The organism is Paenibacillus sp. 23TSA30-6 (assembly GCF_014858585.1).
Taxonomy (GTDB): domain Bacteria; phylum Bacillota; class Bacilli; order Paenibacillales; family Paenibacillaceae; genus Paenibacillus.
This window is the reverse complement of record NZ_SLTL01000024.1, coordinates 66,805-92,405: the sequence shown is the minus strand read 5'-3', so window position 1 is coordinate 92,405 and position 25,601 is coordinate 66,805. Positions and strand designations below refer to the sequence as shown.

Annotated in this window: 24 protein-coding genes and 1 pseudogene; 19 read left to right on the top strand and 6 right to left on the bottom strand. The window is 45.0% G+C overall.

Annotated features, from left to right (window positions below):
* Positions 1-322: 322 nt before the first annotated feature.
* Positions 323-787: an AbrB/MazE/SpoVT family DNA-binding domain-containing protein gene (locus E0698_RS19875; RefSeq protein WP_192512672.1), complete on the bottom strand. Its 465-nt coding sequence runs from the start codon at positions 785-787 to the stop codon at positions 323-325.
* Positions 788-1,042: 255 nt separating this feature from the next.
* Between E0698_RS19875 and E0698_RS19870 the strand changes: the two genes are divergently transcribed.
* From E0698_RS19870 to E0698_RS19855, 4 genes are all read left to right on the top strand, one after another.
* Complete coding sequence (locus E0698_RS19870) at positions 1,043-2,440, top strand: helix-turn-helix domain-containing protein (RefSeq protein WP_192512680.1); 1,398 nt, start codon at positions 1,043-1,045, stop codon at positions 2,438-2,440.
* A gap of 477 nt (positions 2,441-2,917) precedes the next feature.
* Positions 2,918-3,430, top strand: coding sequence for a hypothetical protein (locus E0698_RS19865; RefSeq protein ID WP_192512671.1), 513 nt, complete (start codon positions 2,918-2,920; stop codon positions 3,428-3,430).
* A 279-nt stretch (positions 3,431-3,709) separates the two neighbouring features.
* Positions 3,710-3,889, top strand: coding sequence for an aspartyl-phosphate phosphatase Spo0E family protein (locus E0698_RS19860; RefSeq protein ID WP_134911247.1), 180 nt, complete (start codon positions 3,710-3,712; stop codon positions 3,887-3,889).
* A 150-nt stretch (positions 3,890-4,039) separates the two neighbouring features.
* Positions 4,040-4,411: a MerR family transcriptional regulator gene (locus E0698_RS19855; protein WP_134911246.1), complete on the top strand. Its 372-nt coding sequence runs from the start codon at positions 4,040-4,042 to the stop codon at positions 4,409-4,411.
* A 78-nt stretch (positions 4,412-4,489) separates the two neighbouring features.
* On the opposite strand, the gene E0698_RS19850 is transcribed toward E0698_RS19855, so the two are convergent.
* Positions 4,490-6,490 carry an oxidoreductase gene (locus tag E0698_RS19850; RefSeq protein WP_134911245.1) on the bottom strand — a complete coding sequence of 667 codons (2,001 nt, stop codon included), beginning with the start codon at positions 6,488-6,490 and terminating at the stop codon, positions 4,490-4,492.
* Positions 6,491-6,686: 196 nt separating this feature from the next.
* On the opposite strand from E0698_RS19850, the gene E0698_RS19845 reads away from it, so the two are divergent.
* Together E0698_RS19845 and E0698_RS19840 are read left to right on the top strand one after the other, a co-directional pair.
* A complete protein-coding gene (locus E0698_RS19845; protein WP_192512670.1) occupies positions 6,687-7,271 on the top strand; it encodes a TetR family transcriptional regulator in 585 nt (194 codons plus the stop codon).
* Positions 7,272-7,409: 138 nt separating this feature from the next.
* Complete coding sequence (locus E0698_RS19840; RefSeq protein ID WP_192512669.1) at positions 7,410-8,174, top strand: MerR family transcriptional regulator; 765 nt, start codon at positions 7,410-7,412, stop codon at positions 8,172-8,174.
* 99 nt (positions 8,175-8,273) lie between these two features.
* Here the strand turns inward: E0698_RS19840 and E0698_RS19835 are convergent, their stop codons facing one another.
* Entirely contained in the window at positions 8,274-8,753 is a 480-nt protein-coding gene (locus tag E0698_RS19835; protein WP_192512668.1) for a hypothetical protein, read from the bottom strand.
* A gap of 89 nt (positions 8,754-8,842) precedes the next feature.
* Positions 8,843-9,322: a GAF domain-containing protein gene (locus E0698_RS19830; RefSeq protein WP_025686578.1), complete on the bottom strand. Its 480-nt coding sequence runs from the start codon at positions 9,320-9,322 to the stop codon at positions 8,843-8,845.
* 223 nt (positions 9,323-9,545) lie between these two features.
* Here E0698_RS19830 and E0698_RS19825 point away from each other — a divergent pair, with 223 nt between their 5' ends.
* From E0698_RS19825 to E0698_RS19785, 9 genes and pseudogenes are all read left to right on the top strand, one after another.
* Positions 9,546-9,704 carry a hypothetical protein gene (locus E0698_RS19825; RefSeq protein ID WP_187644921.1) on the top strand — a complete coding sequence of 53 codons (159 nt, stop codon included), beginning with the start codon at positions 9,546-9,548 and terminating at the stop codon, positions 9,702-9,704.
* 46 nt (positions 9,705-9,750) lie between these two features.
* Positions 9,751-10,056, top strand: coding sequence for a hypothetical protein (locus tag E0698_RS19820; protein ID WP_192512667.1), 306 nt, complete (start codon positions 9,751-9,753; stop codon positions 10,054-10,056).
* 203 nt (positions 10,057-10,259) lie between these two features.
* On the top strand, positions 10,260-10,856 hold the full coding sequence (locus E0698_RS19815; RefSeq protein WP_134911239.1) for a GNAT family N-acetyltransferase: 597 nt from the start codon (positions 10,260-10,262) through the stop codon (positions 10,854-10,856).
* Positions 10,840-11,598: an energy-coupling factor transporter transmembrane component T family protein gene (locus E0698_RS19810; RefSeq protein ID WP_149095715.1), complete on the top strand. Its 759-nt coding sequence runs from the start codon at positions 10,840-10,842 to the stop codon at positions 11,596-11,598. Before E0698_RS19815 ends, E0698_RS19810 begins: the two co-directional genes overlap by 17 nt.
* Positions 11,599-11,723: 125 nt before the next feature.
* Positions 11,724-12,311: an ECF transporter S component gene (locus tag E0698_RS19805; RefSeq protein WP_134911237.1), complete on the top strand. Its 588-nt coding sequence runs from the start codon at positions 11,724-11,726 to the stop codon at positions 12,309-12,311.
* Positions 12,312-12,367: 56 nt separating this feature from the next.
* Positions 12,368-13,907 (top strand): annotated as a pseudogene (locus E0698_RS19800) (ABC transporter ATP-binding protein).
* A gap of 171 nt (positions 13,908-14,078) precedes the next feature.
* Positions 14,079-15,593, top strand: coding sequence for a DHA2 family efflux MFS transporter permease subunit (locus E0698_RS19795; RefSeq protein ID WP_192512679.1), 1,515 nt, complete (start codon positions 14,079-14,081; stop codon positions 15,591-15,593).
* Positions 15,594-16,339: 746 nt separating this feature from the next.
* A complete protein-coding gene (locus E0698_RS19790; protein WP_238354076.1) occupies positions 16,340-17,839 on the top strand; it encodes a glycoside hydrolase family 68 protein in 1,500 nt (499 codons plus the stop codon).
* Positions 17,840-18,041: 202 nt separating this feature from the next.
* Positions 18,042-19,598, top strand: a complete 1,557-nt coding sequence (locus E0698_RS19785) for a glycoside hydrolase family 32 protein (protein WP_134914473.1) — start codon at positions 18,042-18,044, stop codon at positions 19,596-19,598.
* Between the two features lie 174 nt (positions 19,599-19,772).
* On the opposite strand, the gene E0698_RS19780 is transcribed toward E0698_RS19785, so the two are convergent.
* Positions 19,773-20,237 carry a MarR family winged helix-turn-helix transcriptional regulator gene (locus E0698_RS19780; protein ID WP_014279758.1) on the bottom strand — a complete coding sequence of 155 codons (465 nt, stop codon included), beginning with the start codon at positions 20,235-20,237 and terminating at the stop codon, positions 19,773-19,775.
* A 290-nt stretch (positions 20,238-20,527) separates the two neighbouring features.
* On the opposite strand from E0698_RS19780, the gene E0698_RS19775 reads away from it, so the two are divergent.
* Entirely contained in the window at positions 20,528-20,962 is a 435-nt protein-coding gene (locus tag E0698_RS19775; RefSeq protein WP_134911235.1) for a hypothetical protein, read from the top strand.
* A 209-nt stretch (positions 20,963-21,171) separates the two neighbouring features.
* Positions 21,172-22,509, top strand: a complete 1,338-nt coding sequence (locus E0698_RS19770) for an amino acid permease (RefSeq protein ID WP_192512665.1) — start codon at positions 21,172-21,174, stop codon at positions 22,507-22,509.
* A gap of 19 nt (positions 22,510-22,528) precedes the next feature.
* On the opposite strand, the gene E0698_RS19765 is transcribed toward E0698_RS19770, so the two are convergent.
* The gene (locus E0698_RS19765) at positions 22,529-23,161 is read right to left on the bottom strand and encodes a LysE family transporter (protein WP_192512678.1); all 633 of its coding nucleotides are present in this window, start codon (positions 23,159-23,161) and stop codon (positions 22,529-22,531) included.
* A 107-nt stretch (positions 23,162-23,268) separates the two neighbouring features.
* On the opposite strand from E0698_RS19765, the gene E0698_RS19760 reads away from it, so the two are divergent.
* Both E0698_RS19760 and E0698_RS19755 read left to right on the top strand, forming a co-directional pair.
* Positions 23,269-23,625 (top strand): hypothetical protein, encoded by a 357-nt coding sequence (locus E0698_RS19760; protein ID WP_238354075.1) that lies wholly within the window; start codon positions 23,269-23,271, stop codon positions 23,623-23,625.
* Positions 23,626-23,737: 112 nt separating this feature from the next.
* Positions 23,738-25,408: a ribonuclease J gene (locus tag E0698_RS19755; protein ID WP_192512677.1), complete on the top strand. Its 1,671-nt coding sequence runs from the start codon at positions 23,738-23,740 to the stop codon at positions 25,406-25,408.
* The last annotated feature ends 193 nt before the right edge of the window (positions 25,409-25,601 follow it).

Genomic DNA, 25,601 nt, shown 5'->3' with positions numbered 1-25,601 from the left:
TAGGGACGCACCTCGAATGAATTTGATTTTATTCTCGCATTCTCGATTCTCGATGTCCACTTTTTAGTCTAGCATCAAAAGATGAAATAGACGGCCGAGGGAGGAATACGTTCTTATTAGCTTGAAAAACACTAGATATAAAAAACCACCGGATACAGGTTATTCGCCTGGCATCGTCCGGTGGTTCTTTATGCCTAGTATGAAATTCTCGTCATGTTGGTCCATGGATTTTGTTGGTTAGCTATGATGCTGCGTATCATGGTTCAAACGTAATTGTACATGGAATTTGTGATGTATACCTATGTAGGGTAGCAAGCTGTAGTTATAGCAATTTTTTGAGCTGGGATATACGGGCTTGGGAAACCTCAAGTATCTTTGCATATTCGTGCTGTGCTGCATTGGGTTGCTTCTGCATCAATTCTTTTAGGCTTTCGATCATTTGTTGCGTCGAACGGCGCAGACGTTTGGAATGCTTCATTGGCCTTTCTCCGTTGGAGAAAGCCGATTTGGACGGCCTTGTGATAGGGGTGGAATTTGTACCATTCTTCAAATTATGAATACATTCCCCACAAATAAAGCTGTCTCTAAAATAAGTCAATTGCTCCGTAGAACCACACATTTTACACGTCACCCCGGTATATTTTCGTAAGGCGAGAATACCCGTTTCCTCATCAGCAAAAATCTCAACTGGATCACCCATATTGTAATCCATTGAAATACGCATCTCTTTGGGAATGACGATACGACCTAACGAATCTAAGGGACGTGTCATACCTGTACTTTTCAAATGATAACCTCCTTTTTTTATATCCTTATAATACTAAATAAAGAGGAGAAAAAAAAATAGGCTTAGAGGAGCAATCGCATATATTAAGTAAACTGTTGAAAAGTATACAAAAAAATTCTATAAAATGGTATACTATTTTGTAGAAAAAACAATGATTCTAGTACAGCTTGCGTCTAATACCAGATTGTAATCGGATTTGTTGCCACAGAGCAGCATCATAACTTTATCCTATGAACGTTAAAGGGGTTGTTTATTGTGAACCATACAACCACGATTCGAGCAGAGCTTGATACATACATGAAGACAAACGGACTGAACATTACCCGACTTGGACGAACAGCAGGACTAAATGCAGGTACGGTGAGTACCTTGGTAAATGGAAATCGTACGTTTTCCGTCGATCAACTGGATCGGATTACGGCAGTTATGGGGCATCCCAGAGGGCATTATTACAAGCAATATATGCAGGAATATTTAACGGATATCACGCCTAACTGGCGGAGGATCAGGCCTTTTTTGTATAATTGCGCTGAGTTGGACAAGCTGGACTGTATCCAGCAAATGGCCGATTTGTTAATGGATAATCTGGTGTATTCCGTGTTGCTGTTTAATGTGGCGGAAGACTTCTTCAAAGACGGCAAACATGCGGCGGCAGCCATTCTTTACGAGAGCGTGGCGATCAGCGAGAGAAAGCAATATTCGGAACGACTGGCCCTTTGCCAGTATCGTTTGTTTACGATTAACATCGGAGATGACCAAAATCAAAATTTCGAGGCAGCATGCCATTTTCATCCCTTCGTAGAGCGGCTTGATGAAATAGACCAGCTTGATGCGCTGAAAGACCTGGCGAATGTATATCGTTCCTTGCGTCAGTGGGCGAAGGTTGATAAGACAGTTCAAAAAATGCGGGATAAAGCCAAAATCCAATACTCCCTAGACCATCGTCAGCATAAGCGAAAGAAAAGGGACCTTCACAAAAAAGCGAGCCGACCCATGTTTGTATACATCGCTTACGCTGATTTGTTATGTGCAAGTGTTTGTGAAGCACAGGGAGATTATAGGCAGGCATTACAACATACTTACGCGTATGCTGATCTAAGCTGGGTTAAAGAGACTGATGAAGATACGCGGCATTGGATGGAATTATTTCAGCATTGGGCACAAGTTAATATCTATGTAAACAAGCTTTTATCTGGAGATGTAAGTGTGCTCTCTGATTATGTGGAGTATATTTGTGCTCCTCCGGATAAATCCAAAAAAGAATTGGTTACAGAGCTTTTGAATATTATGATGGCGGCTAACCGCTATCAAATAGATGTAGATGATGTACTTCAACGATTTGAAACAGAGATTGATTCTATTACCCAACATCAACCATCTGCGGACATGTATACTCATCAAGTGATACCAGAACAATCAACGCGTTTTAAATATGAACTGGCTAAATATTATTTAAATAGAGGTACGTACGAACATGGTTTTAAATACTTACTGGACGTTTTGTCTAGATCATTTACGATAAATCACGAAGCCTTTTTTATCAGGTGTGTAAGATTATTTGAGAGTTTTCAAGATTTTGCAGATGATCAGACCTATTTAGACTTCGAAAGTCTGGTGAGAGAAGGGCAGAAAGAAAAATTATTTTATTATTAAAATGCTTCTCGTTGCTCATGTCCTGATTTATGGTAAAAAGGTTGAAATCTGGGTGCGAAGGCGAACGCTAGCGCTTGTACAGCATCATTCCGTCTACTTCGTTCTCGTTCTACTTGTTCTATATTTTTAGTTTATCTTACTATAGCGACATACTCTTTAACTAGATTTAGGTTCTGAGATAGGCTTTTCTGAGCAGGTCTTTTTTAATAGAACTGACTAAATAAAGTTCACCCAATTATAGTCATAACACACGATGATTGATTTAGAGAAGGAAAAGTTTAGCCAATTTGGGTTAAGTGTTAATTTTTTTGTTGTAACTAGGAATAAATAAATCCTATATCCTTAATCTGTGATTATGAAGAATCTTCCGATTGATAATGTGACGTAATGAAGTTGTTTGATCTTCTGAGCGATGGCTCAAGCAATCTGGTTGTGGTGGCGAAGGTTTTATAAATAAAGAGAAGGCAGGCTATTATCATGAAAAACAATAAAAAAATTTCTGTTCTTGCCATTTTGTCTTTAGCTGTCGCATTACCATTAACTGTTTCTGCTTCAGCTACTACTGATGTTAAATCAGTTACAGCAGACCCAGGAGCAATAGTTCAACCTGCAAATGGATCGAGTGATGTGAATACGCCAAAAGCAGATGATCACGTCATCACTCCTCAATCTACACAGCCTGCGTTCGATACAACATTGTCTGGTCAACAAACAGTATCGTATTTCTCTATTCCCGCAGGATTGGGTTATGTTAAATTGTGGGTAAGAAATACAGGGAGTGAAGCAATAAAATTCGCTGTACACAAAGGATCAGCTAGTGGTTCGGTTATGAGCGGAACTGATGTGAAAATAGCTCCTGGAGATACTTTTAGTTGGATAAGCAGTTCGGCTTGGTCTACAGGTGAGTTTTATGCTACTTTTAACACTAGTAACACTAAAATGTCAGGTCAGGCATACGGTAAATTAGCTTCGTCAAGAAGTGAGCTGTAATCAACATGATACAAGCGCGGTAAACAGAATTATAATTACTAGGGAGTTTAAAGATGGTTTATCAGTATATGAATTGGGTGTAGTGGGTTATTGAGCTTTAATTTTTTCTTCACTTGATCTGATTAATTAAATTGGCTATACGTCTTCTCTAGTCTTGACGGAAAAGGCTAGCTCTCTGAGCTGGTCTTTTTCGTTATGAATAAACAAAATTTCTGAATTAAACTTTCATCAAATATAGTCATAATATTCCAAAATGAGGTTAAATAAGGAGGGGGAAGGATGGAAAAACAAGAACTTTTGAAACTAAGATTAGAGAAGGCAAGACAAAAGCTCTGCGATCTGCAAGCGAAATACGGATTAGAACATGCACTTGTGCTCAATCAATCTATGATTCTGGATGAGTTGATTAATCAATACAATCGAACATTTTATAGGCGAGTCAAAAAGCCACCGGCTTAAAGTAATTGACTCTGGGGCGAGAAACCTTCGTGGGTCACTCGCTCTTTTTTAGTATATTTCTCATTACTTTGCACTCTTTTCTATGAAAACTTATACTTATAGTTAAAGCTGACTTAAAGAAGTACAACAATAACGAGGAGGAGAATGAGAATGTACTCCATCAGAGAAGTTCAAATCAAGAGCGGACTGCCTGCATCTACACTTCGTTATTATGAAAAAGAGGGGATATTACCTGAAGTGGGGCGGGATGAGGGTGGAAGAAGAGTATATACGGAAAAACAAATTGACTGGTTAAGGTTTGTTATGGCTATGAAAGATACGGGGATGACGATTGAAGAGATTAAGGCATACCTTGAGCTTAATGCAAAAGGCGAAGCCACCGTACATGAAAGAAGAGATCTTCTCGTAGCTCATAAGAAAAAGGTAGAAGAACATATGGCCCAAACACAACACAATTTGGAGAAAATCATTCAGAAGATTGCCTATTATGATCATGTGGTTATGGGAAAAAACTTCTCTTAACCAAGTATTTGATGCAAAGGTAAAAAAGCCAAAGCCGTTTGCTTAAAAAGCAAACGGCTCTTCGGAGGGAGCAGGGCACTATATATTTCTGGTAACCTCATACGCATCCCAGACAGCGTACATAATATTTTGTACTTGCTTGGCATCACCGATTAAGTAGGCTTCGGAAACGTCATTTTGGATGTCTTCATAAAGCGATTGTTGAGGAGTATATCCTACAGCTAGAATCGCTGAATCGGCCTTTAGAATCGTTTCTTCACCATTTTTGTTTTTAAGAACAAATTCTTGATCGTTGGCATCGACAATTTTGGTGTTGGTCAGGAGATGGATATCCTTAAATGCAACAAGGTCACGCAGCATATCTTCATTTGCATGGCACAGGGGTCCGCCTACGGTTAAAATATCTTCTTGCATCTCTACCAAGGTTACTTTTTTACCTTGATCAGCAAGCCAGAGTGCAGTTTCGCATCCCACAAGCCCGCCCCCGACAATCACAGTGGAAGCACCGGGATCTTTTTTACCAAGCAGAACCTCTTCTGCGGAATACACCTTGGTAGATGTACCGATGGAGAAGGTTTTTGGAGAGGAGCCGGTAGCAAAAATAACGGCATCTGCTGCATATTCCTTTACGGTAGTCCGGTTAACCTCGGTGTTCAATCGGACGTCAACTTTTAAATCCTTTAATTCCCCTTCGTACCAGGTCGCAAGTAAATGATCGTCTTCCTTGAAGTCTGGAATTCCGCCCGGGATTAGATTACCTCCCAATCGGTTATTTTTATCAAATAAGGTAACGTGATGTCCCCGTATAGCAGCTACACGGGCAGCTTCACATCCTGCCGGCCCTCCACCGATCACCAAAACTTTTTTGGACTGGTCTGCTTTTCCAAGTGCGTAGTCTTTTTCTCTGCCGCAAGCCGGATTAACGGCACATGAAATCGTTGCAAAAGATGCCAATCGACCCATACAGCCCTCCTGGCAGGAGAGGCAAGGACGAATCTTTTCTATTTTCCCAGCCTTGATTTTATTGGGGATATCAGCATCAGCTAACAATGGTCGACCAAGTGCAATCATATCGGTTTTTCCTTCACGTATAGCCTTGCTGGCCAAATCTGGATTATCCAATCTGCCAGCAGTAATCACAGGTACCTTTAGAATGGTTTTTAAAATTTTGTTGTAAGGAAGATAAAGTCCTTTTTCCTGATACATGGGTGGATGTGCCCAATACCAAGAGTCGTAAGAACCGACATCGCCATTGAAAGCATCATACCCGGCTTCCTCTAATATTTTGGCAGCTTCAATCCCCTCTTCAATATCCCGTCCCTGCTCCTTAAACTCTTCGCCTGGCAATCCGCCCTGACGCCAATCTTTAATAAAGCTTTTGATGCTGTATCGAAGAGATACCGGGAAATCCTGACCACATTCGGCTTTGATGGCTTGAACGATCTCTATGGCAAATCTTAAGCGGTTTCTCAGACTTCCTCCGTATTCGTCTTTCCGATGGTTAAAGAAAGAAATCGCAAATTGATCCAATAAATAGCCTTCATGAACCGCATGGATTTCAATACCGTCAAAGCCTGCCTTTTTGGCAATAGCTGCGGATTCCGCAAATTTTCTGATATAGGTGTGGATTTCGTCAATGGTCAGCTCACGACAAGTGACATCGGGAAGCCAGCGATGAGGAATGGGAGAAGGGGCGACAGCCGTTTTACCAACAATTGAAGGGATACTTACCCGGCCAAATCCTGCGGATAATTGTAGAAATATTTTTGCGCCGTATGCATGAATCCGCTCCGTCATCATTTTACCCGTTTTAACAAAATTCAAGGGATTTAGAGTAGGACAGGGCATGGACGGCAGGGCACATTTCTCAATTTCATTTTCAACCATCGTTACACCTGTAATGAGTAGACCTGTCCCACCTTTTGCCCGTTCAACATAATATTCGACGCCACGTTCATTAAAAGTACCATCGGCATCACAAAGCCCACCAGGACCCATGGGAGCCATTACAAAGCGGTTTTTAATTTCCAGTTTTCCAATTTTCATAGGCTCGTATAAAATTTGATGTTCTTCTTTCATAAGAATACCTCCTAAGTATGGATCATTCGTTTAACTGAATACATTCACCGAATGGGTTCAGTATAGAATAGGAGTAGGTATTATTATGTGATTGTTTTCACAATTAAACAAAATAGCATTTCCTATTATAATTAAGTAATATGAACAAGGCACCTGAGAAAAAGAAATACTTACAATAGAGAGGGAGAGTAAGTGAGTGTCAAAAAAACAATTGAATGGACGCAAGCTGCAAAGTCTGCAGACTAAAAAAAATATATATAACAGTACATTAGAGCTAATGCATGAAAAGAGCCTGGAAAAAATTAAAATTGAGGATATCTGTCGGAAGGCCGGCGTGTCAGTAGGGTCATTTTATAATCATTTCAAGACTAAAAGTGATATTTTGGTGGAGATGTATGCCCAGGCGGATGGCTACTTTGAATTGAAATTTAAGAATGAACTACCATCAGAAAGTATTATGCAGGATCTTATTCAATATTTTGAGGTTTATGCGGAATATAATCAGAATGTTGGTTTAGAGACGGTCAAACAGTTATATACAAGTAATAACAAGCTTTTCATTACTAAGGGTCGTGGTATGCAAAATATACTTCAACAGATTATAGAGAGAGGGCAAGCCGTGGGAGAGTTGGATCAAAGCATGACATCCGAAGAGATAACAGACTACTTATTTATTGCAGCTCGTGGGGTCATGTACAACTGGTGTCTTCATGATGGCGACTCGGATTTAATTGTAAATATGCGTGAATATATGAGTCGCCTGCTCACGATCTTTAAATAAAGGAATTGATTTTATCCTAGTCACAGGGACGGTTCACCACAAGCTTAACGGGTAAAAGGTAATACTAGGACAATAATGCTGGGTTGACTCTCACGCCACGTGAGGCTGTAGACTGTGTAACAAGGGAGGTGAAGCGGAATGGCTTACACGGTGAAGGAAGTATCCGGTCTGTCGGGAATCAGCGTACGAACTTTACATTATTATGATGAAATCGGATTGCTAAAACCCCATCATGTCGGGGATAACGGGTATCGCTATTACGAACAGGAGCAACTGTTGAGACTACAGCAGATTATGTTATACAGAGAGCTGGAATTACCATTATCCGACATTGGCGACTTGCTGGAGCAGACGAAGGAAAAAACGGCCGAGGTTTTGTTGGAGCATAGAAGCAAGGTGCAGAACAAAGTCTTCCGCTTGCATACTCTCCTACAGACCATCGACGAAACGGTGGCTCATGTGAAAGGAGAACAGACGATGAAACCGGAGCAATTGTACCAAGGGTTTGACCCGGAAAAGCAGGAAATGTATGAACGTGATCTGACGGAACGTTATGGTCATGAGGCCGAAGAGAAGATTCAGGAGAGCAAAACAGCAACGAAGAATTGGTCCAAAGAGGATTATTTGGATTCTCAGGCAGAGGCGGATCAAATTCATCGGCAGTTGGCAGAAGCTATGAATAAGGGATTGAAGCATAGCAGTGAAGAAGTACAGGCTTTGATCCGCCGCCATCTCCAATGGGTAAGCCGATTCTATACACCTACTGCCGAGATTTATAGTGGGCTGGCAGACTTGTACGTGGAGCATGAGGATTTCAGTAAAATGTATGAAGGCTATCGCCCCGGATTGGCTGAGTATTTGCGAGACGGGATGAAGGTGCTGGCAAAGCGGGAATTAAAATAACACTAGCTGGTGAAAAAGGCTGTAAGAGGTATGAAAAAAGGATGAACAACAACCCAATCCGATGGCCTGCTGTTCACCCTTTTTGTGTGTAAAGCAGCTTTACATGCTGCTATGTGTCGCTCTCATGCCTTGCTGACTGTTGTTTCCGTACTGCTGCATGCTACCACTGCTTGCATAATGCTGCCCAGCCGTACCCATGTGTTGCGGAAAGCTTTGGCTCATGTGGCTTCCCGTACCATAGGAGGATGGTTGCATACTGCGGGAGGCGTAATTATCGCCAAATCCGGGCTGAGTCATTTGGCTGCTGGAGCGGATAGTGTTTTCCAACTGACTACACAATTGAATGACTTGTTGGTATTGCTGCATAGCTTGTTGGTGGTGCTGGATTGCGGTTTGGATCGTTTGAGCTGCATTACGTTCACGTTGCACCAGGTTTTCAAGACTGGATGCATTTTGTTGCTCCTGTTGCAGCAACTGTTGATACATCGTTGTCCCTTGCTGTGTTTGTTGAACCAGTTGCTGCATAATTTGTTCACATTGACGAAGCTGCTGTTGTGGAGCCATGGTGTTGTTGTACATTGTCATTAATCTCCTTCACCGGATGGTTTCGGGTTCCAGACCCTTATATATTGTGGCGAAGGAAGACGATGATTATACGCGGATTTTGATTACAAACTGGCTACCAGAATAGCCGTAAATTCCTCTAGGAATACACGATCTTCGTGATCAAAGCGGGCTTTTAGCGGGCTGTCAATGTCCAGCACTCCCAGCAGTTCCCCGTTCTTGATGAGGGGGATGACGATTTCGCTGTTGGAAGCCGCGTCACAGACGATATGGCCCGGGAACGCATGGACATCTTCTACGACAAGGGTCCGTCGCTCCACTGCAGCTGTACCGCATACACCGCGTCCCAGCGGAATTCGTATACACGCGGGCTGGCCCTGAAATGGACCGAGTACAAGCTCGGTTCCATCATAGAGATAGAAGCCGCTCCAGTTAATATCCGGTAGAAAATGACCAAGCAACGCAGAAGCGTTCGCCAGGTTTGCAATAGTATTGGGTTCATCATGAATGAGTGCCCGGAGTTGCCCGAGAACCGATTCAAATTGTTCGTGACGTGTGCCTTCGTAAGGGATAGCCTGAAACATGTAGTCCACGCTCCTATCAGTGAATTTTTTACCATTATCTGTTGTATATGTGGGCAGAAAAAGGTAATTCTGCAAGCTACTTTTACCATTGGTTAATTAATTTAAGATATAACGATTGTATATATTCAGTCAAGAGGAAAATACATCTGTAACCTTTTCAGCGACCTCCGTACTCTAATCTTTGTACAGCGTAATTTCAGGAGAAGAACAGGAGTCGTCAGGTATGAAAAAGGTACATAGTGCAATCAGCTCAGCGGTGGTGACCAGTCTGATTCTGACGGCAGTCGTACATTTTATGAAAAGTGGATCGCCTTCGCTGCTTGGTTTCTACAATTCAAAAGGGTTGCCACTCATTTGTTTCCGGCTTGTTTCCTATGGGTAAAAACAATATAACGATGTTGGCCTTAAGCCGGGAAGGAGCTACAACCATGCATGCAGATGTTCAAAATTTGTTTATCCGTATACAGATGCTTTCCTATGCACATCAAAACGATTTGACGGTGAGAGATATTCAACCTGTACTCGAACAACGCGGGTACCGCGTAGGAGAACGTGAGGTCAAGCAGGAGCTGGAGAACCTGACGCAGGAAAACTTCCTGACCCCGCATGAAGATTTGTTCAGCATTACCGGTGCAGGGATCGAGGAATTGAAGGAAATTCAGTCGATGCTGGGCGTATTGTACAAGGATGTTGTGAAGAAACAGGCCCGTGCCGCTTCCCGCGCCTCCTCCTAAAGTGGCATTGGAATGCAGAGTATAGTCAACATTCATGTCTGCCTAACTACTTGGAAATGAGCGGCTCAAAACATACCCTCCTTTTCTCATGGATGCCGGATCGGCGCATTTGTGGAGCAGGGGGGTGTTTGCGTTTGTTGAAGGGGTATGCTTAAATGTAGCGTATATTTATTGTCACTTTGATGCTGGAAGGATGATTGAACATGTGCGCATATGCATGTAAGGGGCATATACCACCGCTGGAAAGCCCGCGTCTTCGGCTCCGAAAGATGGAAACCGGGGATGCGGCTACGATGTTTGCCTGCTGGTCTGATCCGGAGGTTCACCGTTATATGAACCTGACGGGGATGTCCGGACGTGAGGATGCGGAGGATATGATCGAGTTGTTGAATGAGCTGGCGAGGACCGAGGATGCGTTGCGCTGGGGCATAGAGCTGAAGGAGGACGGGAAGCTGATCGGCAGCTGTGGCTTTAATTATTGGCAGACCGAGGGAGCCTATAAAGCCGAAATCGGCTACGAGCTGGCTACGCCCTATTGGAGAAAGGGCTATATGTCGGAGGCGCTGCGGCTGGTGTTGTCTTTCGGGTATGACACGATTCGGCTGAATCGGATGGAAGCGCTAGTGGACCCGCGAAATACGGGATCGCAAGCTCTATTGTCCTCTATGGGCTGGACGCAGGAAGGGCTGTTACGGCAAGTGCAGCATACGTCTACAGGCTTTAAGGATATGCTGATGTACTCCTTGCTACATGAAGAATGGCTCAGACTGGAGGCAAAGCGAAATGCTGTTTCAGTATAACGGAGGGGCGTCCCCGCTGCACAGGCTGGGGCCATTAAGTAAACTGATTCTGGTGGGATGCTTTAGCCTGCTGTCGATGGCATGGGATTCAACACTGCATGAAGCGGCACTGCTGGTTGTATTGATCGTTGCGGCTTGGTTTGGGGCAGGCTTAACGTTGGCACGTCAGCTTCGGGCCATGTCATTTCTGATTGGTCTGGGTATTCCGTATTTTATATTATCTATTCTGGCGATTCGGGAAGGACATATCGTGGCAGCCTGGGGGCCGATTTGGATTACAGCGGAAGGACTGGATATCGCAGGGGCGTTGACGCTTCGCATTTTTGTGCTGTTTTTGGCCTCGTATATTTATTTGTCGACAACCGATCCCAGAGATTTTGTACAGGCTTTAAATCTGCGTTTGCGTGTTCCTTATCGGTTTGCGTTCGGTATTTCTGTGGCGCTGACGTTTCTCCCCTTATTGGAAGAGGAAGGACGTACTATAATGGCGGCACGGCGTGTGCGTGGACAGGAACCGCCGCGAGGGCTGCGGAACCGGCTATTATGGTGGGGCGGGTATGTCGGTGCTATGCTGGTGAATGCCGTGAGGCGAGTTCAGCAGACGGCGCTGGCGATGGAGGGCAAAGGCTTTGGTGCTTATGCTGATCGTACCTATCTCCGTTCGCTGGAGAAGGGGCGCTCCGGTTATGTATGTGCTGTGGTTGCTGTATTAGGTACTGCTGTTTTATGGTGGAGCTTATAGGGAGCAGCCTCTTTTTTCGATCTTATTGTCAACCGTATAAATAAATTTAGGTTGACAATAAGAGCTTGTATGAATACATTTAGAATGTGCTCGTTTATATTTGGAGAGGAGATAGGGAATTACATATGAAGGAATCTCGTATTTTTGCAAAGTTTACGACGCTGGATATCGTATTGATGGCGATGCTGGCAACGCTGAATGGAGTCATGACGGTTTATTTGTCGATGATTAACAAAACATTAAACAGTCTGGGAGGGCCTATCGCGACTTCCTCCATTGTCGGGCTGTACATGATATATGGTTTGCTGGCCTATTATATTATTCGTAAGCCGGGAACGGCGGTAATTGCCTATTCATTTGGCGCAGTGGTGCAGTCCTTTATGGGTTCAGTCTACGGAATCGCATCTATCATCGCGGCTGCGGTCTGCTATATGATTGTCGCTGAACTGGTATTTGCTGTACTGCGCTATCGACGCTGGAATGCCGTTTCGCTGATGCTGGCAGGCGGGGCTATGGTGCCGTTATGGTTTATCGTGGCAGCCAATATGTTCGGATATATGCATTGGGGTTGGAAGGTGCTGACGATTGCACTGGTCGTGCGCATCCTGAGCGGTATCGTATTGTGCGGTCTGCTTACTAAGTTGTTGGGCGATGCATTGAATCGGACAGGACTGTTAAAACGTTTTGAGCTGGGGCGCGCTTCACGTACATAGCACTTGCCATGGCGAGATTGTATTCTTCAAGAACAGGGATAGAGGGTATTTCGGTTATGAATGAACATAGCGATAATGGTTCTGGATGTAAAATAGCTGTGTCCATGAAGGATTTTGGCTATCGATATGATGATCAGGAGGAACACGCGTTACATGGCTTGACGCTGGATATTGCGGTAGGTGAGCATGTTGCGATTGTCGGGGCCAGCGGAAGTGGAAAATCTACGCTGTGCCAGCTTCTCCACGGCGGATTGTCCCGTTCCGGTGAAGGAGAACGGGTTGGGGAGCTGACCGTGTACGGGATGGACCCGGACACGGCTGACCTGGCGACTGTCGCCTCCACCGTCGGCGTCGTGCTTCAGGACCCGGATGCCCAGCTGGTGCAGGGAATCGTCGAAGACGAGATTGCCTTCGGGCCGGAGAACCTGCGCGTGCCTCCGGCGGAAATAGCGCAGCGCCTGACGGCTGCGCTGGAGGCCGTCGGCCTTGCCTCCGAGCGCGGCTCCTTCGTGCGCCGCCTCTCGGGAGGCCAGCGCCAACGCACCGCTATCGCTGCGGTGCTGGCGCTGGAAGCGCCGCTCGTCGTGTTCGACGACGCAGCGGCGCAACTGGACCCGCCGGCCCAAAGCGACTTCGCCCTGCTATGCCGGCGGCTCCATGCCGCAGGCCGGACGGTGGTCACCGTGTCCGGCCGCATGGACGATGCCGCGCGTGCAGCGCAGCGCGTCATCGTGCTGGAGGGCGGGGCTGTGCAGTTGCAAGGCCCGCCCGACAAGCTGCTGCGCGAGCATGGCGCGCAGCTTGCCGCCTTGGGGCTGCTGCCCTCTCCCGCAGGGAGGGGAGGCGTGCCCCAAGGGCCGGGGGCGAAGCCCGGTCTGCCGTTGTTGGAGGTGAAGGGGCTGACCTTCACCTATCCCAGCAGTGGCTGGGCAGCACTGGCAGGCGTGAGCCTTGCCCTTGCCCCCGGCGAACGAGCCGTCCTGCTGGGCGAGAACGGCTCCGGCAAAACAACGCTCGGCAAGCTGCTGATGGGCCTCCTGCCTGCACCTAAGGGGTGCATGTGGTGGGAGGGTCAGGATATGGCGAAGCTGCCGATCCATCAACTGGCCGCCGGGATCGGCTACGTGTTCCAGCAGCCGGAGCATCAGTTTGCGGCTACAACGGTATGGGACGAATGCTTGTACAGCGTCCGCGTCAAGCTTGGATTACGGGCTGGGGAGGCGATTCCTGCTGCGTATGAGGAACGGGCGCAGCGGTTGCTGACAGCCGCCCGACTGGATCACAGGCTGAATGCCTCTCCGTACCTGCTGAGTGGCGGTGAAAAAAGGCTCTTAAGCGTAGCCGCGCAGTTCATTCTGCCCAAAAAGCTTTACATTCTGGATGAGCCTACTGGCGGAACGGATTATGAAGGAGCGAACATCCTGCTTCGCATGTGCGCTGAACAAGCGGACCAGGGAGCAGCCTTTTTGATCATCACCCACGATATGCAGTTCGCTGAAAGCTTTTCCAGCCATATGCTGTACATGGAAAAGGGGCAGATTAAGGAAGCGGAAAGTGCCGGGGATTTATCATACGATTACAGTTGACAAAATTTAAGTATATGTAGACAATAATATATATACATCGTATAAAACAGGCGGCCTATATAGGCCGCCTGTTTACGATTATGCAGTGCGGGTAATACCAATCCTGTGCAGTCGAATTGCACAGGTGCAGCCAGTTTACACAAGGAAAGGATTTGTGATTTGCTTGGGAAAAGATAAACCCATAAAGCGCGGGCTCGTGCTGACCGGTGTTCTGTTGGCCACCTTTCTGGCCGCGATTGAGGGAACCGTCATCGGTCCTGCCGGACCGACTATTGTTAGTGAACTGGGCAGCGTGAATTTGCTCAGCTGGATTTTTACGGCCTATTTGCTGACGATGGCTGTAACTACACCTATTTTCGGCAAGCTTAGCGATTTATTTGGTCGCAAACCGATTTTTCTGATCGGCTGTTCATTGTTTATACTCGGTTCTTTGCTTTGTATGCTGGCTGGTAGTATGGAGCAGCTTATTTTGTACCGGGCTATTCAAGGGATTGGAGCGGGCGGCGTGATTCCCGTTACCTTTACCATTATCGGAGATATATACAAAATGGAGGAACGCGGAAAAGTTCAGGGAATGATCAGCTCGGTATGGGGGATTTCTTCCCTGATCGGGCCTTTGCTGGGCGGTTACGTGGTCACTTATTTTGGCTGGGAATGGGTTTTCGGTTTTAACGTCCCTTTTGGACTGCTTGCAATGTTCTTCATCGCTCGTTACCTGCGGGAGCAGGTAGCCAAGCGTACTGCGCGCATCGACGTGCCGGGAGCTGTTACCTTTACCATTGGAATGACGGCCCTTTTGCTCGTATTGGCACTGGGCGGACAATATATCGGTTGGGCTTCTCCTGAACTGCTGGCCTTGGCAGCCGTTGCTATTTTATTCCTGATTCTGTTTTTGGTTATCGAAAAACGCGCTCAGGAACCGATGGTGCCCCTAAAGCTGTTTCGGATACGGGATATCGCTTTTTCCTGTGCCGCAGCCCTGCTGGTCAGTTCTCTGCTGATCGGGCTGACCAGCTACCTGCCGCTTTGGATTCAGGGCGTACACGGTGGAGATGCCGCTTCATCCGGTCTGGCGCTGGCTCCGATGTCAGTAGGATGGCTGTTCGGCTCCATGATCGGGGGACGCATTTTGCTGACTTTGGGTTCGCGTCGAACCTCATTAGTCGGACTGACCCTGATTGTACTGGGTGCTTTCGTGATGACCCTAATGGGCGAAACGGCGCCAATCTGGCTGCTGTTCCTATCCACATTATTGTATGGATTGGGCTTTGGTTTCTCTATGACCGTGTTTACCATTATTGCCCAGTCTTCGGTCGGGTTCCAGTTGCGTGGTGCATCTACAGCATTGAATACGTTCCTGCGAACATTGGGGCAAACCATTGGTGTGGCAGCCTTCGGTTCATGGCTGAATTATCGCATTGCTGCCCAGACAGCAGATGGACAGCTTACACAGCAGGGGGTTACGCAGGAGGATATTAACGGTTTGCTTGCACCTCATGCCTCACAAAGTTTGAGTGACAAGACCGCGGGCTTGCTCCGTTCCGTGCTGGAAAACAGTCTGCATTCCCTGTTCATCATCATGGTCGTTATTGCAGTCATTAGTTGGTTTGTCGTCCTCGGGTTGCGGAACCGTCCACCGGGTACGGAGGAAGAAGCAAGCAAGCCTGCAAAGGCGGCACAGGGAGGAACTGCATAGGAATAAAGGAATCGTAGATCGTTTCCTTGTTACATGTGGCGCTTGCCAACAGAATGTTTATTGCTTGTATAGCGGTATGAAAATACAGAATATATAGGAAAATAGCGGTAGCTTGGGACAGGGAAATAGCGTCCAGAGCTACCGCTATTTTTTGGATTTCTCCCCTAATCACAGGCTTTTTTCGAGAAATCCGAGGGGGGTGGCGATGGGAAGCAACATCCGACTGCGTAGTGGCACCATAGGTAACTTTTAAGTTCAGTTTATATAGTTGGGCTAATGAGCATCAAAGGTGTATTTTTTATGTCAGAAATACTGTATGTGAATAATTACATAAGTAAATTAATGGTAGAATAGTCTTATTACATATGTATCTAATATTTTTCTCGAAAATTAAAGGGGCCCTAAAGTACCATTTTTCTGAATTCGTTTGCAAATGGATTTTTTGATGAATGTTTCTGAATGATTTTGAAGGAAAATAAAGCGACCTACCTAGCAAAATTGAATATGCAAAAAAAGCAAGGAACGAACTTATTTAAATGTAAATGAAATGAAAGAAATGGTATTTTCAGAAAATAAATAGGAAAATATGAGGATAGAGTTCGACGTATCTCCTTCTTTTAGCCTTGAATAAAAGGGGATATCTAGTCTATATCAATCGTTTGACATACAATATAAAATGGCCCTACCAACCAAAAAGTTGGGTTTCTAATCTAGAAAGCATAATTAGAATAAGGGAGATGGAGTACTTGAAGTTTAACAACTTGTTCAGAAAAGCAGCTACCGTAACAGTAGCAACTACCTTGCTGTTAGGGGGCGGCTTTCAAGCTTTTGCGAAGGAAAAAGACAGTGGTGATCTCGAGGATGACAGCAGATTTACTCAAATCACGCGTCATGATATGCTGAACATTTTCAAACAGCAGGGCAAGGAAAAATTCGAAGTTCCATCCTTTGATGCATCTTCCATCAAAAATATTCCTTCGGCAAAAGGCCGCGACGGGTCGGGCAAGCTCATTGATTTTGATGTGTGGGATACTTGGCCGTTACAAAATGCCGATGGCACGATAGCTAATTACAAGGGGTACAATATTGTGTTTGGATTGGCAGGCGATCCTAAAAGAGCAGAGGATACGTTTATTTATCTGTTCTATCAAAAAGCAGGCAACACCTCGTTGGAAGGCTGGAAAAATGCCGGAAGAGTATTTAAGGATAACGATAAAATCCTAGCCAATGATGCGATTCTGAAAAATCAGGCGGAGGAATGGTCCGGTTCTGCTACTTTAACATCGGATGGAGAAGTGCGTTTATTCTATACCAGCAGACAGCCTTATGAGCCGGAAAACAAACTATACGGCAAGCAAACTTTGGCTACCGCCCAAATTAATCTCTCTCAACCTGATGATGAAAGCTTGAAAGTGGACGGTGTAGAGGATCTCAAATCCATTTACGATGGTGGAGACGGGAAGATTTACCAGAATGTCCTGCAAAGCGTGGGAGTAAACCTGGATAACCACACATTCAGAGACCCTCATTATATTGAGGATCAAGGGAAGAAATACATCATATTTGAAGCGAACACAGGTACAGAGACGGGCTACCAAGGAGAGGATTCCCTTAATAAATCTGCGTATTATGGCGGAAATAACGAATTTTTCACCAAAGAGCTACAAAATCTGCTGCAAAGTCCTAAAAAAAATGGGGCCGAAGTGGCGAACGGTGCTCTGGGAATCGTGGAATTAAATAATGACTATACGTTGAAAAAAGTTATGGACCCGCTAATTGCATCCAATCTGGTAACAGATGAGATTGAGCGTGCTAATGTTTTCAAAATGAACGGTTTGTGGTATATGTTTACAAGCACCAGAGGTTCTAAAGTTACCGTTGATGCCGTTGGAGACGACGATATTTACATGCTGGGTTACGTATCGACTTCTTTGACAGGGCCTTATAAGCCCCTGAATGGAACCGGTCTCGTTCTTCACCAAAATCTGGATCGTGATGATATTACCTGGACGTATGCCCATTTTGCTATTCCGCAAGGCAAAGGAAATAACGTTGTGGTAACCAGCTATATGACAAACCGTGGACTGTTCCCGGATCACAAATCCACTTTTGCGCCAAGTTTCCTGCTGAACATTAAAGGCACCAAAACTTCTGTTGTGAAGAACAGAATTCTGGAACAAGGGCAAATCACAATTGATCCAACGGACGATAAGGAAGTACCACCATATGACTATGGAAAGAAATAAGTAAGTATTCCGGTGGGACGATATCGGGGACTGAGACTGAGATACATACGTCTCTGAGTAACTTGGTGAATTAAGGGTTACCTTGATTTACCGAGCCGTCCCATACCGGACGATACATATCGTGCAATGAGAGGATGGGAACCGACCATTCCCGCATGCTCGTCAGACTATCCAGACAAAGAGAGTGGGGAGGATCGTCATGATGAAAAACATAGCTTCTAAGAGCATTTGGATACGATCCATCGTGGTTATCGTGGGCCTGAGTATATTAATAGCGATCGGCTGGAGTCTTTATCACCCGGCTAAAAGTGAAAGTCTAGAAACACAGAAGAGGCCAACCTACCGGGCTTCCTATCATTTTACCGTTCCGGATAAGTGGAAGAATGATCCTCAACGTCCCATTTATTTCGATGGAAAATATCATTATTACTATTTATATAATCGTGACTATCCCAAAAAGAACGGTACAGAATGGCGACATGCCACATCAACCGACCTGGTTCATTGGAAAGATGAAGGGGTGGCGATTCCCAAATATACGAACCCGAATGGAGATCCTTGGTCCGGTTCAGTCGTGATCGACGATAATAACACCGCAGGTTTTGGAAAAGGCACGCTGGTAGCCATTGTGACACAGCCCTCCGCAGATGGAGGAAAGCAGGAACAATTTTTGTGGTACAGTACGGACAAAGGCAAGACGTTTACTTCTTACCGCAACAAGCCTGTGATGTCCAACCCCGGTACAAAGGACTTCAGAGATCCCAAAATCATCCGAGATATTCAACGTAATCAATGGATGATGGTCATGGCGGAAGGAACGAAGATTGGCTTTTACGAGTCTGATAATTTAAAGGATTGGCGTTATACGAGCGGCTTTCAAACGGAAAATATCGGGCTTGTGGAATGTCCTGACCTTTACCAGATGCGGGCGGATGATGGAAGCTATCAATGGATTCTGGGCGTGAGCGCAAATAGCAAATCGACAGGTGGACCCAACACGTATGCCTACTGGACGGGAGATTTTAATGGAGAAGCATTTCTCCCTGATCGCAGTGAGCCTGAGTGGCTGGATTATGGCTTTGACTGGTATGGTGCAGTTACGTTCGAGGATGGGAAAGACAAAGATAAATACAGTCACCGTTATGCTCTGGCCTGGATGAACAATTGGGATTATGCCAATAACACGCCTACCCTGAAGGAAGGCTTTAATGGAATGGATTCGATTGTTCGTCAAATTCGGCTGAAGCATACAGCAGATGCCGGATATCGCTTGGTTTCACAGCCGGTAAAAGCTTTGGAGCAATTCCAAACCTCAACGGAATCATTTGGACAGATCAAGGTAGAGGGTGCTCACCCGCTTCCGGTAGCAGGCGATGCCTATCAGTTAGAGGCGGATGTATCTTGGTCAATGATCAAAAATGCGGGATTCAGGCTTCGAGAGTCAGCGGACGGCAAGCGTCATGTGGATGTCGGTGTTTCGGTGGATGGGCAATACTCTTACGTAAATAGAGCCAACACCGGGCAGCCGGATCAGAGTGGAAAATATATAGAGAGCAGGGCGCCTTTTGATGCCACTAAGAAAAACGTCCACCTGAAAATTCTCGTCGATAAAACCAGCATTGAAGTCTTTGTAGATGACGGAGAAGTAGCGTATTCCAGTTTAATATTCCCGCGATTAGAGGATCAGGGAATTACTCTTTTTACCGATGGCGGCCCGGCTATGTTTAACAATGTAGTGGTCAAACATTTTAGTCGTTAGCAGGTACTTATGATGCTCGTAAGCTTGGGCATATTTCGCTCCATTCAGGTATATAAAAAGTCCACCCATGAATATAAGGGTGGACTTTTCTGGTGTAAATCTAATTTTCGTTTAGCACAGCTATAAGATTGTTCGTTTATTCACAAACTATCATTTGCTAAACTACTATTCATTCTATTTATGATAAGGTGACAGGTTATCAGCGCTACGGCCCAATTTTTTGAGCAAGCCGATGAGTTGATCTCTTTCGGTTTCACTGATTCCGCTAAAGGCACGTTCAATCTGACGTGTATAATCAGGATAAATTTCGTCCATGACACGTTGTCCTTCGTCCGTCAATTCTGCATATATAATCCGACGATCTTGGTCGCACGGGTGACGGTGCAAATAACCGCGGCTCTCCAGCTTGTCAATAACATAGGTGACATTTCCGCTTTGCAGTAGCAGCTTTGCTCCAATTTGCTGGATCGGCTGCGCGCCCTTGTGATATAAAACTTCCATCACGGCGAAGGCCGTTGGGTTAAAGCCCACCGTTTTGATGCCAGCAACCGCATGTTCATTTACACTTTTGAATGACTTGCCAAACACGCTATACAAATGCATGGATTGCTGTGTCACCAATGTTCGGTAATCTATCATCTTCATTCCGCCTTTATGTATGGATTTGGGCATCCTTTGACCGCTCGGCTTGGATGACCGGGCAACCATACCCTTGTTACTAGCATAAAGGGATTTACGTAGCGAAAACATGCGATTTGTCACAGTAGCTGCTTTTTTAACTATTTAATTTCAAAGCTTTAAAGTAAATTTTTGAAAAATAAAGGTTTTGAATGTAAAAATACTGTTCCGGTTGGTTATATTAAAAATAACATACCTAACCTAATGAACCCCAATTAACAAAATAAGCTACTTCAGAGGAGATGAAACACATGGATACGGGTTCTTTCCGTTTTCAATTTCGTGATCCGCAGCAAGCCGCCCAAGCCTGTGAGACATTAAAGGAAATTGGATACTCTGCCAGCACAAATGGTGACACAGGTCTCAGTGTTCATATTGAGAACCAGGATGTGCTGTCTGCATTGGAGATTTGCCAAGCCTATGAAGGAAGTATGATTGAGGCAGGGACTCTTTTCTCTAGACCGGATGCAATTCCCGATCTGCAAGGAAATGTCGGTGTACAAAATCCAGGTTATAGCCCAGAGGACTGGATTATCCCAGCGCACACGATCAACGAGGATTGGAGTGAAGCGTATAAAAACGGTTCCTCTCGAACGTACAGCAACACAACGGAGGAGCACAACGTCAGCTCTGATCAACAACTGGAAGACGAAGTGGATGGATTTTCTGGAAGCATCCATATTTGACTCAAATGATGACGCAATGTCGATTAGGCGGTTGTTTCTTAGTTCTAAAAATGTTTTGTGAAGTAAGGAGCACCAGTAAACCTTGAGCGGGTTTGCTGGTGCTTCTTTTTTGATAAAGAAGACTCATTCACATGAAATATATTGGAGAGGGCAATCTAAAGAATGGGGAGAGATCTGTCCCAAAATTCAGGATTAGGGTGATTTTTTAAATGGACAAATCGTCAGATATGCAAAAAGATCAAAAATTAAAATGGTGGCAACTTAGCTTGTTAGGAGTTGCAGGTACCATCGGTACAGGATATTTCCTCGGGTCCGGCTTAGCGATTTCTATTGGCGGTCCAGCCGTACTGATTGCATATTTTTTGGCAGCGGTGGGAACGTATGTAGTGTTTGATGCTCTTTCGCGAATGACGGCAGATCATCCTGAACAGGGTTCTTTCCGTTCCTATGCTCAAAAAGCATTTGGTAATTGGGCAGGCTTCGGCAGTGGCTGGGTGTATTGGTTCTCAGAATTGCTTATTAATGGGAGTCAACTAACCGCGCTATCTATATTCTCACGCTTCTGGTTTCCTCAGGTACCGATGTGGATCTTTGCGGCAGGATTCGGGATTTTAGGGCTTGTGATTGTTTTTTTTGGAAATAAGGGTTTTGATCGAGTTGAAAATGTACTGGCCATCATTAAAATGGCAGCTATTGTTATGTTTCTGGTCTTGGCCGTTGCTCTTTTGGCAGGCTGGATTGGAGGAGGAAAATATAATCCAAAGTTCCCCATCAGTTACAAAGATTTTTTCCCTACCGGCGGTATGGGATTATGGTCATCTTTTATTTTTGCCTTTTATGCATACGGAGGTATTGAAGTGCTCGGAATAATGTCTAATCGCCTTCAAAAACCGGAGGATGCACCCAAAGCAGGAAAAGTAATGCTGATGACGCTGGTTGTAGTGTATGTGCTTTCGATTGGTCTGGCTGTGTCTATGGTGCCATTAAGTGCCTTTAACCCAAAAGAAAGTCCTTTTGTGCTTGCACTTAGCAGCGATCATCTGGTTTTTGTGCCTCATTTATTTAATGGAGTGCTTATTATTGCAGGGTTCTCAACAATGACAGCATCCCTATATGCAGAGACATCTATGATGATTACGCTTGCACAGGAAGGAGATGCGCCCACATTGTTTTCACGGAAGTGGAAGGGCAAATATCCTCTTTATGCACTTAGTTTGATCTCCATTGGATTAATCTCAGCCATCGTAATGTCGTTGCTGCTGCCGGGAAAAGTGTATGAATATATTACAACAGCTGCAGGGTTAATGCTGTTGTATAACTGGTGCTTTATTTTGCTGTCTTCAGGTAAGTTACTGGAATCGAGCACATCTAGCAACATTAAACGCTGGGTTGGATTATTGTTGATAGCTATGGCTGTGGTCGGAGCCTTTTTTCATAAGCTTAGCCGTCCTGGGGTTTACATCAGCTTACTGCTGGTCTTGTTAATTGTAATATGTGACCTCATTGTACAATGGGTTCGCCGAAAGCATACGAAGGCGTCTCGGTAATTTTCCAAGAAACCAAGAGTTAGCGGAAAAAGAGTAATTGAAATGCTTGTACACCAAAATAAAAGCCAAAACCGATAAGAGATAATCCGGACATCCAAGAGATGGTTTTAAGCAATCCGGTTTTTAGAAACCTCCGGAAAATACTTGAAGCGGCTGCCATAGTCACATCCCAGAGTAACACACCTAATACAATCGCTCCGCTAAAGATCAATAGCTGTTGTACTGGATATGCATTAGCGACGTTTGCCAGTATGGATCCGTAAATGCCAAGCCAGAAAAGGATGGAGAGAGGATTGAATAATGACATCAGGAAGCCTGCTAGAAATGAGTTGGTTAGGGTATTACCATTTCCCCGTAATTCGGACTCTGAAATCACGCCAGCATTTTTAATACTTTCAAGACCTGTATACACAAGCACGAAAAATCCAAACAACCATAAAAAAGATTTGACAAACGGGGCATTAAGAAGGTGAATCATTCCCAAATAGACAAGCAGCATATAGATTATATCTGCGGTTATTGCCCCAAGCCCGATAAACCAAGCATGCCAAAACCCATTCTTAATACCTCGATCCAACTGTGCAGCATTAATCGGTCCAATGGGGGCCGAAAGTGACAGACCAAGAAAAATATAACTGATAAATGTATTAATGGTGTTTTCCTCCTTGATTTTTTATTGGCTGTTATGTATTTGTCTATTTTAGTTTATTCGGACAAACCCATGGGTAAGACCAATTTTTAAGGATTAGAGCTTTTTTAATGACTTGTTATAAAAAAAGTATCTACGCTGCAGTGATCATAGGTCTCGCCCGCGGAATTCTGATCATCGCCGAGCAGGGTATGATCATCGATACCGTATTGAATGCACTCGCAATGCCTGTACTTGCACCGCTTGGCGATCTTGTAGACATTAATCGTGAAGCCGTAGTCACAGCGTATCAATTCGGTAACGGGTTAACCAATCTCATTTCACCGACGGGTGGCGTACTGCTGGCAGGATTGGCCATTGCCCGGATCAGCTTTGGACAGTGGCTAAAGGTAATCTTCAAGCTATTCCCGATTCTGTGGCTAGTTGCTGTTATTTTTGCTGCTATTTCGGCAGCGGTTGGTATTTAATAAATCAAGTGAGAACCCCTGTCTTTTAGAGACAAGGGTTTCTTTTTGTGCATAAGTTTACGTGAAAAATGAATAATATGGATAGCATTTTCCTAAGGAGGAAATAAAATTGATGCATGCTGATAATAGATTACTCATTGCTGCTCTAGGCGGTGTGAATGAAATCGGGAAAAACATGTATTTCATCCAATACGATCAGGATATTGTCGTTATCGATTGTGGCTCCAAGTTTCCTGATGAAAATTTGCCTGGTATTGACCTCATTGTGCCCGATGTCACCTATCTGCTGGAAAATCAGGATAAAGTCAGAGCGCTCATTGTAACTCATGGTCATGAGGATCACATCGGGGGTATTCCTTATTTACTGAAGCAGATCAACATTCCCGTTTATGGGACAAAGCTCACCATCGAATTGATTAAGATTAAGTTAAGGGAACACAACCTTTTACGTGATGCTGAGCTTCATCTTATAGATGCGGATTCAACCGTTCAAGCGGGAACGATTCAGGCATCCTTTTTCACCACGGTCCACAGTATCCCGGATTGCCTGGGTGTCTTTTTTCAGACACCGGAAGGAAATGTGGTCCATACCGGGGATTTCAAATTCGATATGTCTCCCGTCAGTGGACCTTTCCCTGATCTTCATCGAATGGCTGAAATAGGAAAGAAGGGGGTAAAAGTGTTGCTCTCCGAAAGTACAAATGCGGAAAGGCCAGGATTTACCCCTTCAGAACGTTTGGTTGGCGGGCATATTCTAGATGCATTTGCCAGAGCCAAGCAGCAGGTATTTATCTCCACGTTCGCTTCTAATGTGAACCGTGTCCAACAAGTCATTGACGCGGCTGTGGAAACAGGTCGCAAACTGGTTTTACTCGGACGCAGTATGATAAATGTGGTATCGGTGGCTAAGGAGCTGGGCTTCTTGCATATGCCTGAGGATTTGCTGATTGAGCCGGGGGAAACAGAGCGGTTTCCCGCAGAAGAAATTGCTATTTTATGTACAGGAAGTCAGGGTGAGCCGATGGCTGCACTGTCCCGACTAGCCAATTCCTTGCATCCCAGAATCGAAATTTTGCCTGGTGATACTGTAATCATTGCTGCAGGAGCCATACCCGGGAATGAACGGAATCTTTCCCAAGTCATTGATAACCTGTACGTACTGGGCGCCAACGTTATTTATGGATCAGGCAGCTCCACAGGGATGCACGTATCCGGTCATGGTAGCCAGGAAGAGTTAAAATTAATGATGACCCTGATGAAACCCGAGTTTTTGATTCCCATACACGGTGAATTCAGGATGTTGTATCAGCATCGTCAGCTAGCGGAGTCTGTGGGGATACCGATGGAGAATGTATTTATCGTCCATAACGGTGACACTATTCAAATTGAAGAGGGAAGGGCATCCCTGGGGCCCAAAGTACCAGCCGGCAATAGCTTGGTAGACGGGTTGGTAACAGGTGATGTGGGTAATATTGTACTGCGAGACCGTAAAAAGCTTTCTTCAGACGGAATGCTGATTATTGTGATGACGTTGAGCAAAAACGAGAAGCAAATGCTCGCAACACCAGAGGTCATTTCAAGAGGCTTTGTATATGTTAAGGATTCCGAAGAGCTCATGCGTCAGATCCACGACACGATTATGTCCACAGTGAACGAGTTAACAGAAATCGAAATGAGTCAGTGGGGACCGATTAAGCAGATGTTAAAAGATGATGTTGGCCGGTTTATTTACGGTCAGACGAAGAGAAGACCCATGATTTTACCTATCATTATTGAGGTTTAAGAAAATGGCATAGATTTTGGTCGTTACGCTTATCAAAAAAGACTTAAATCAGCAATACAACTGATTTAAGTCTTTTTCATTTCCCTTTCCTACCTCCCCAAAAAACGAGGATGCAGTGGCGGTATGCAGCGAAGCGGAGGATTTGAATCTGGAGAAGCGACAGCGATCGTAAGATCAAAGCCTACGCGCAGCG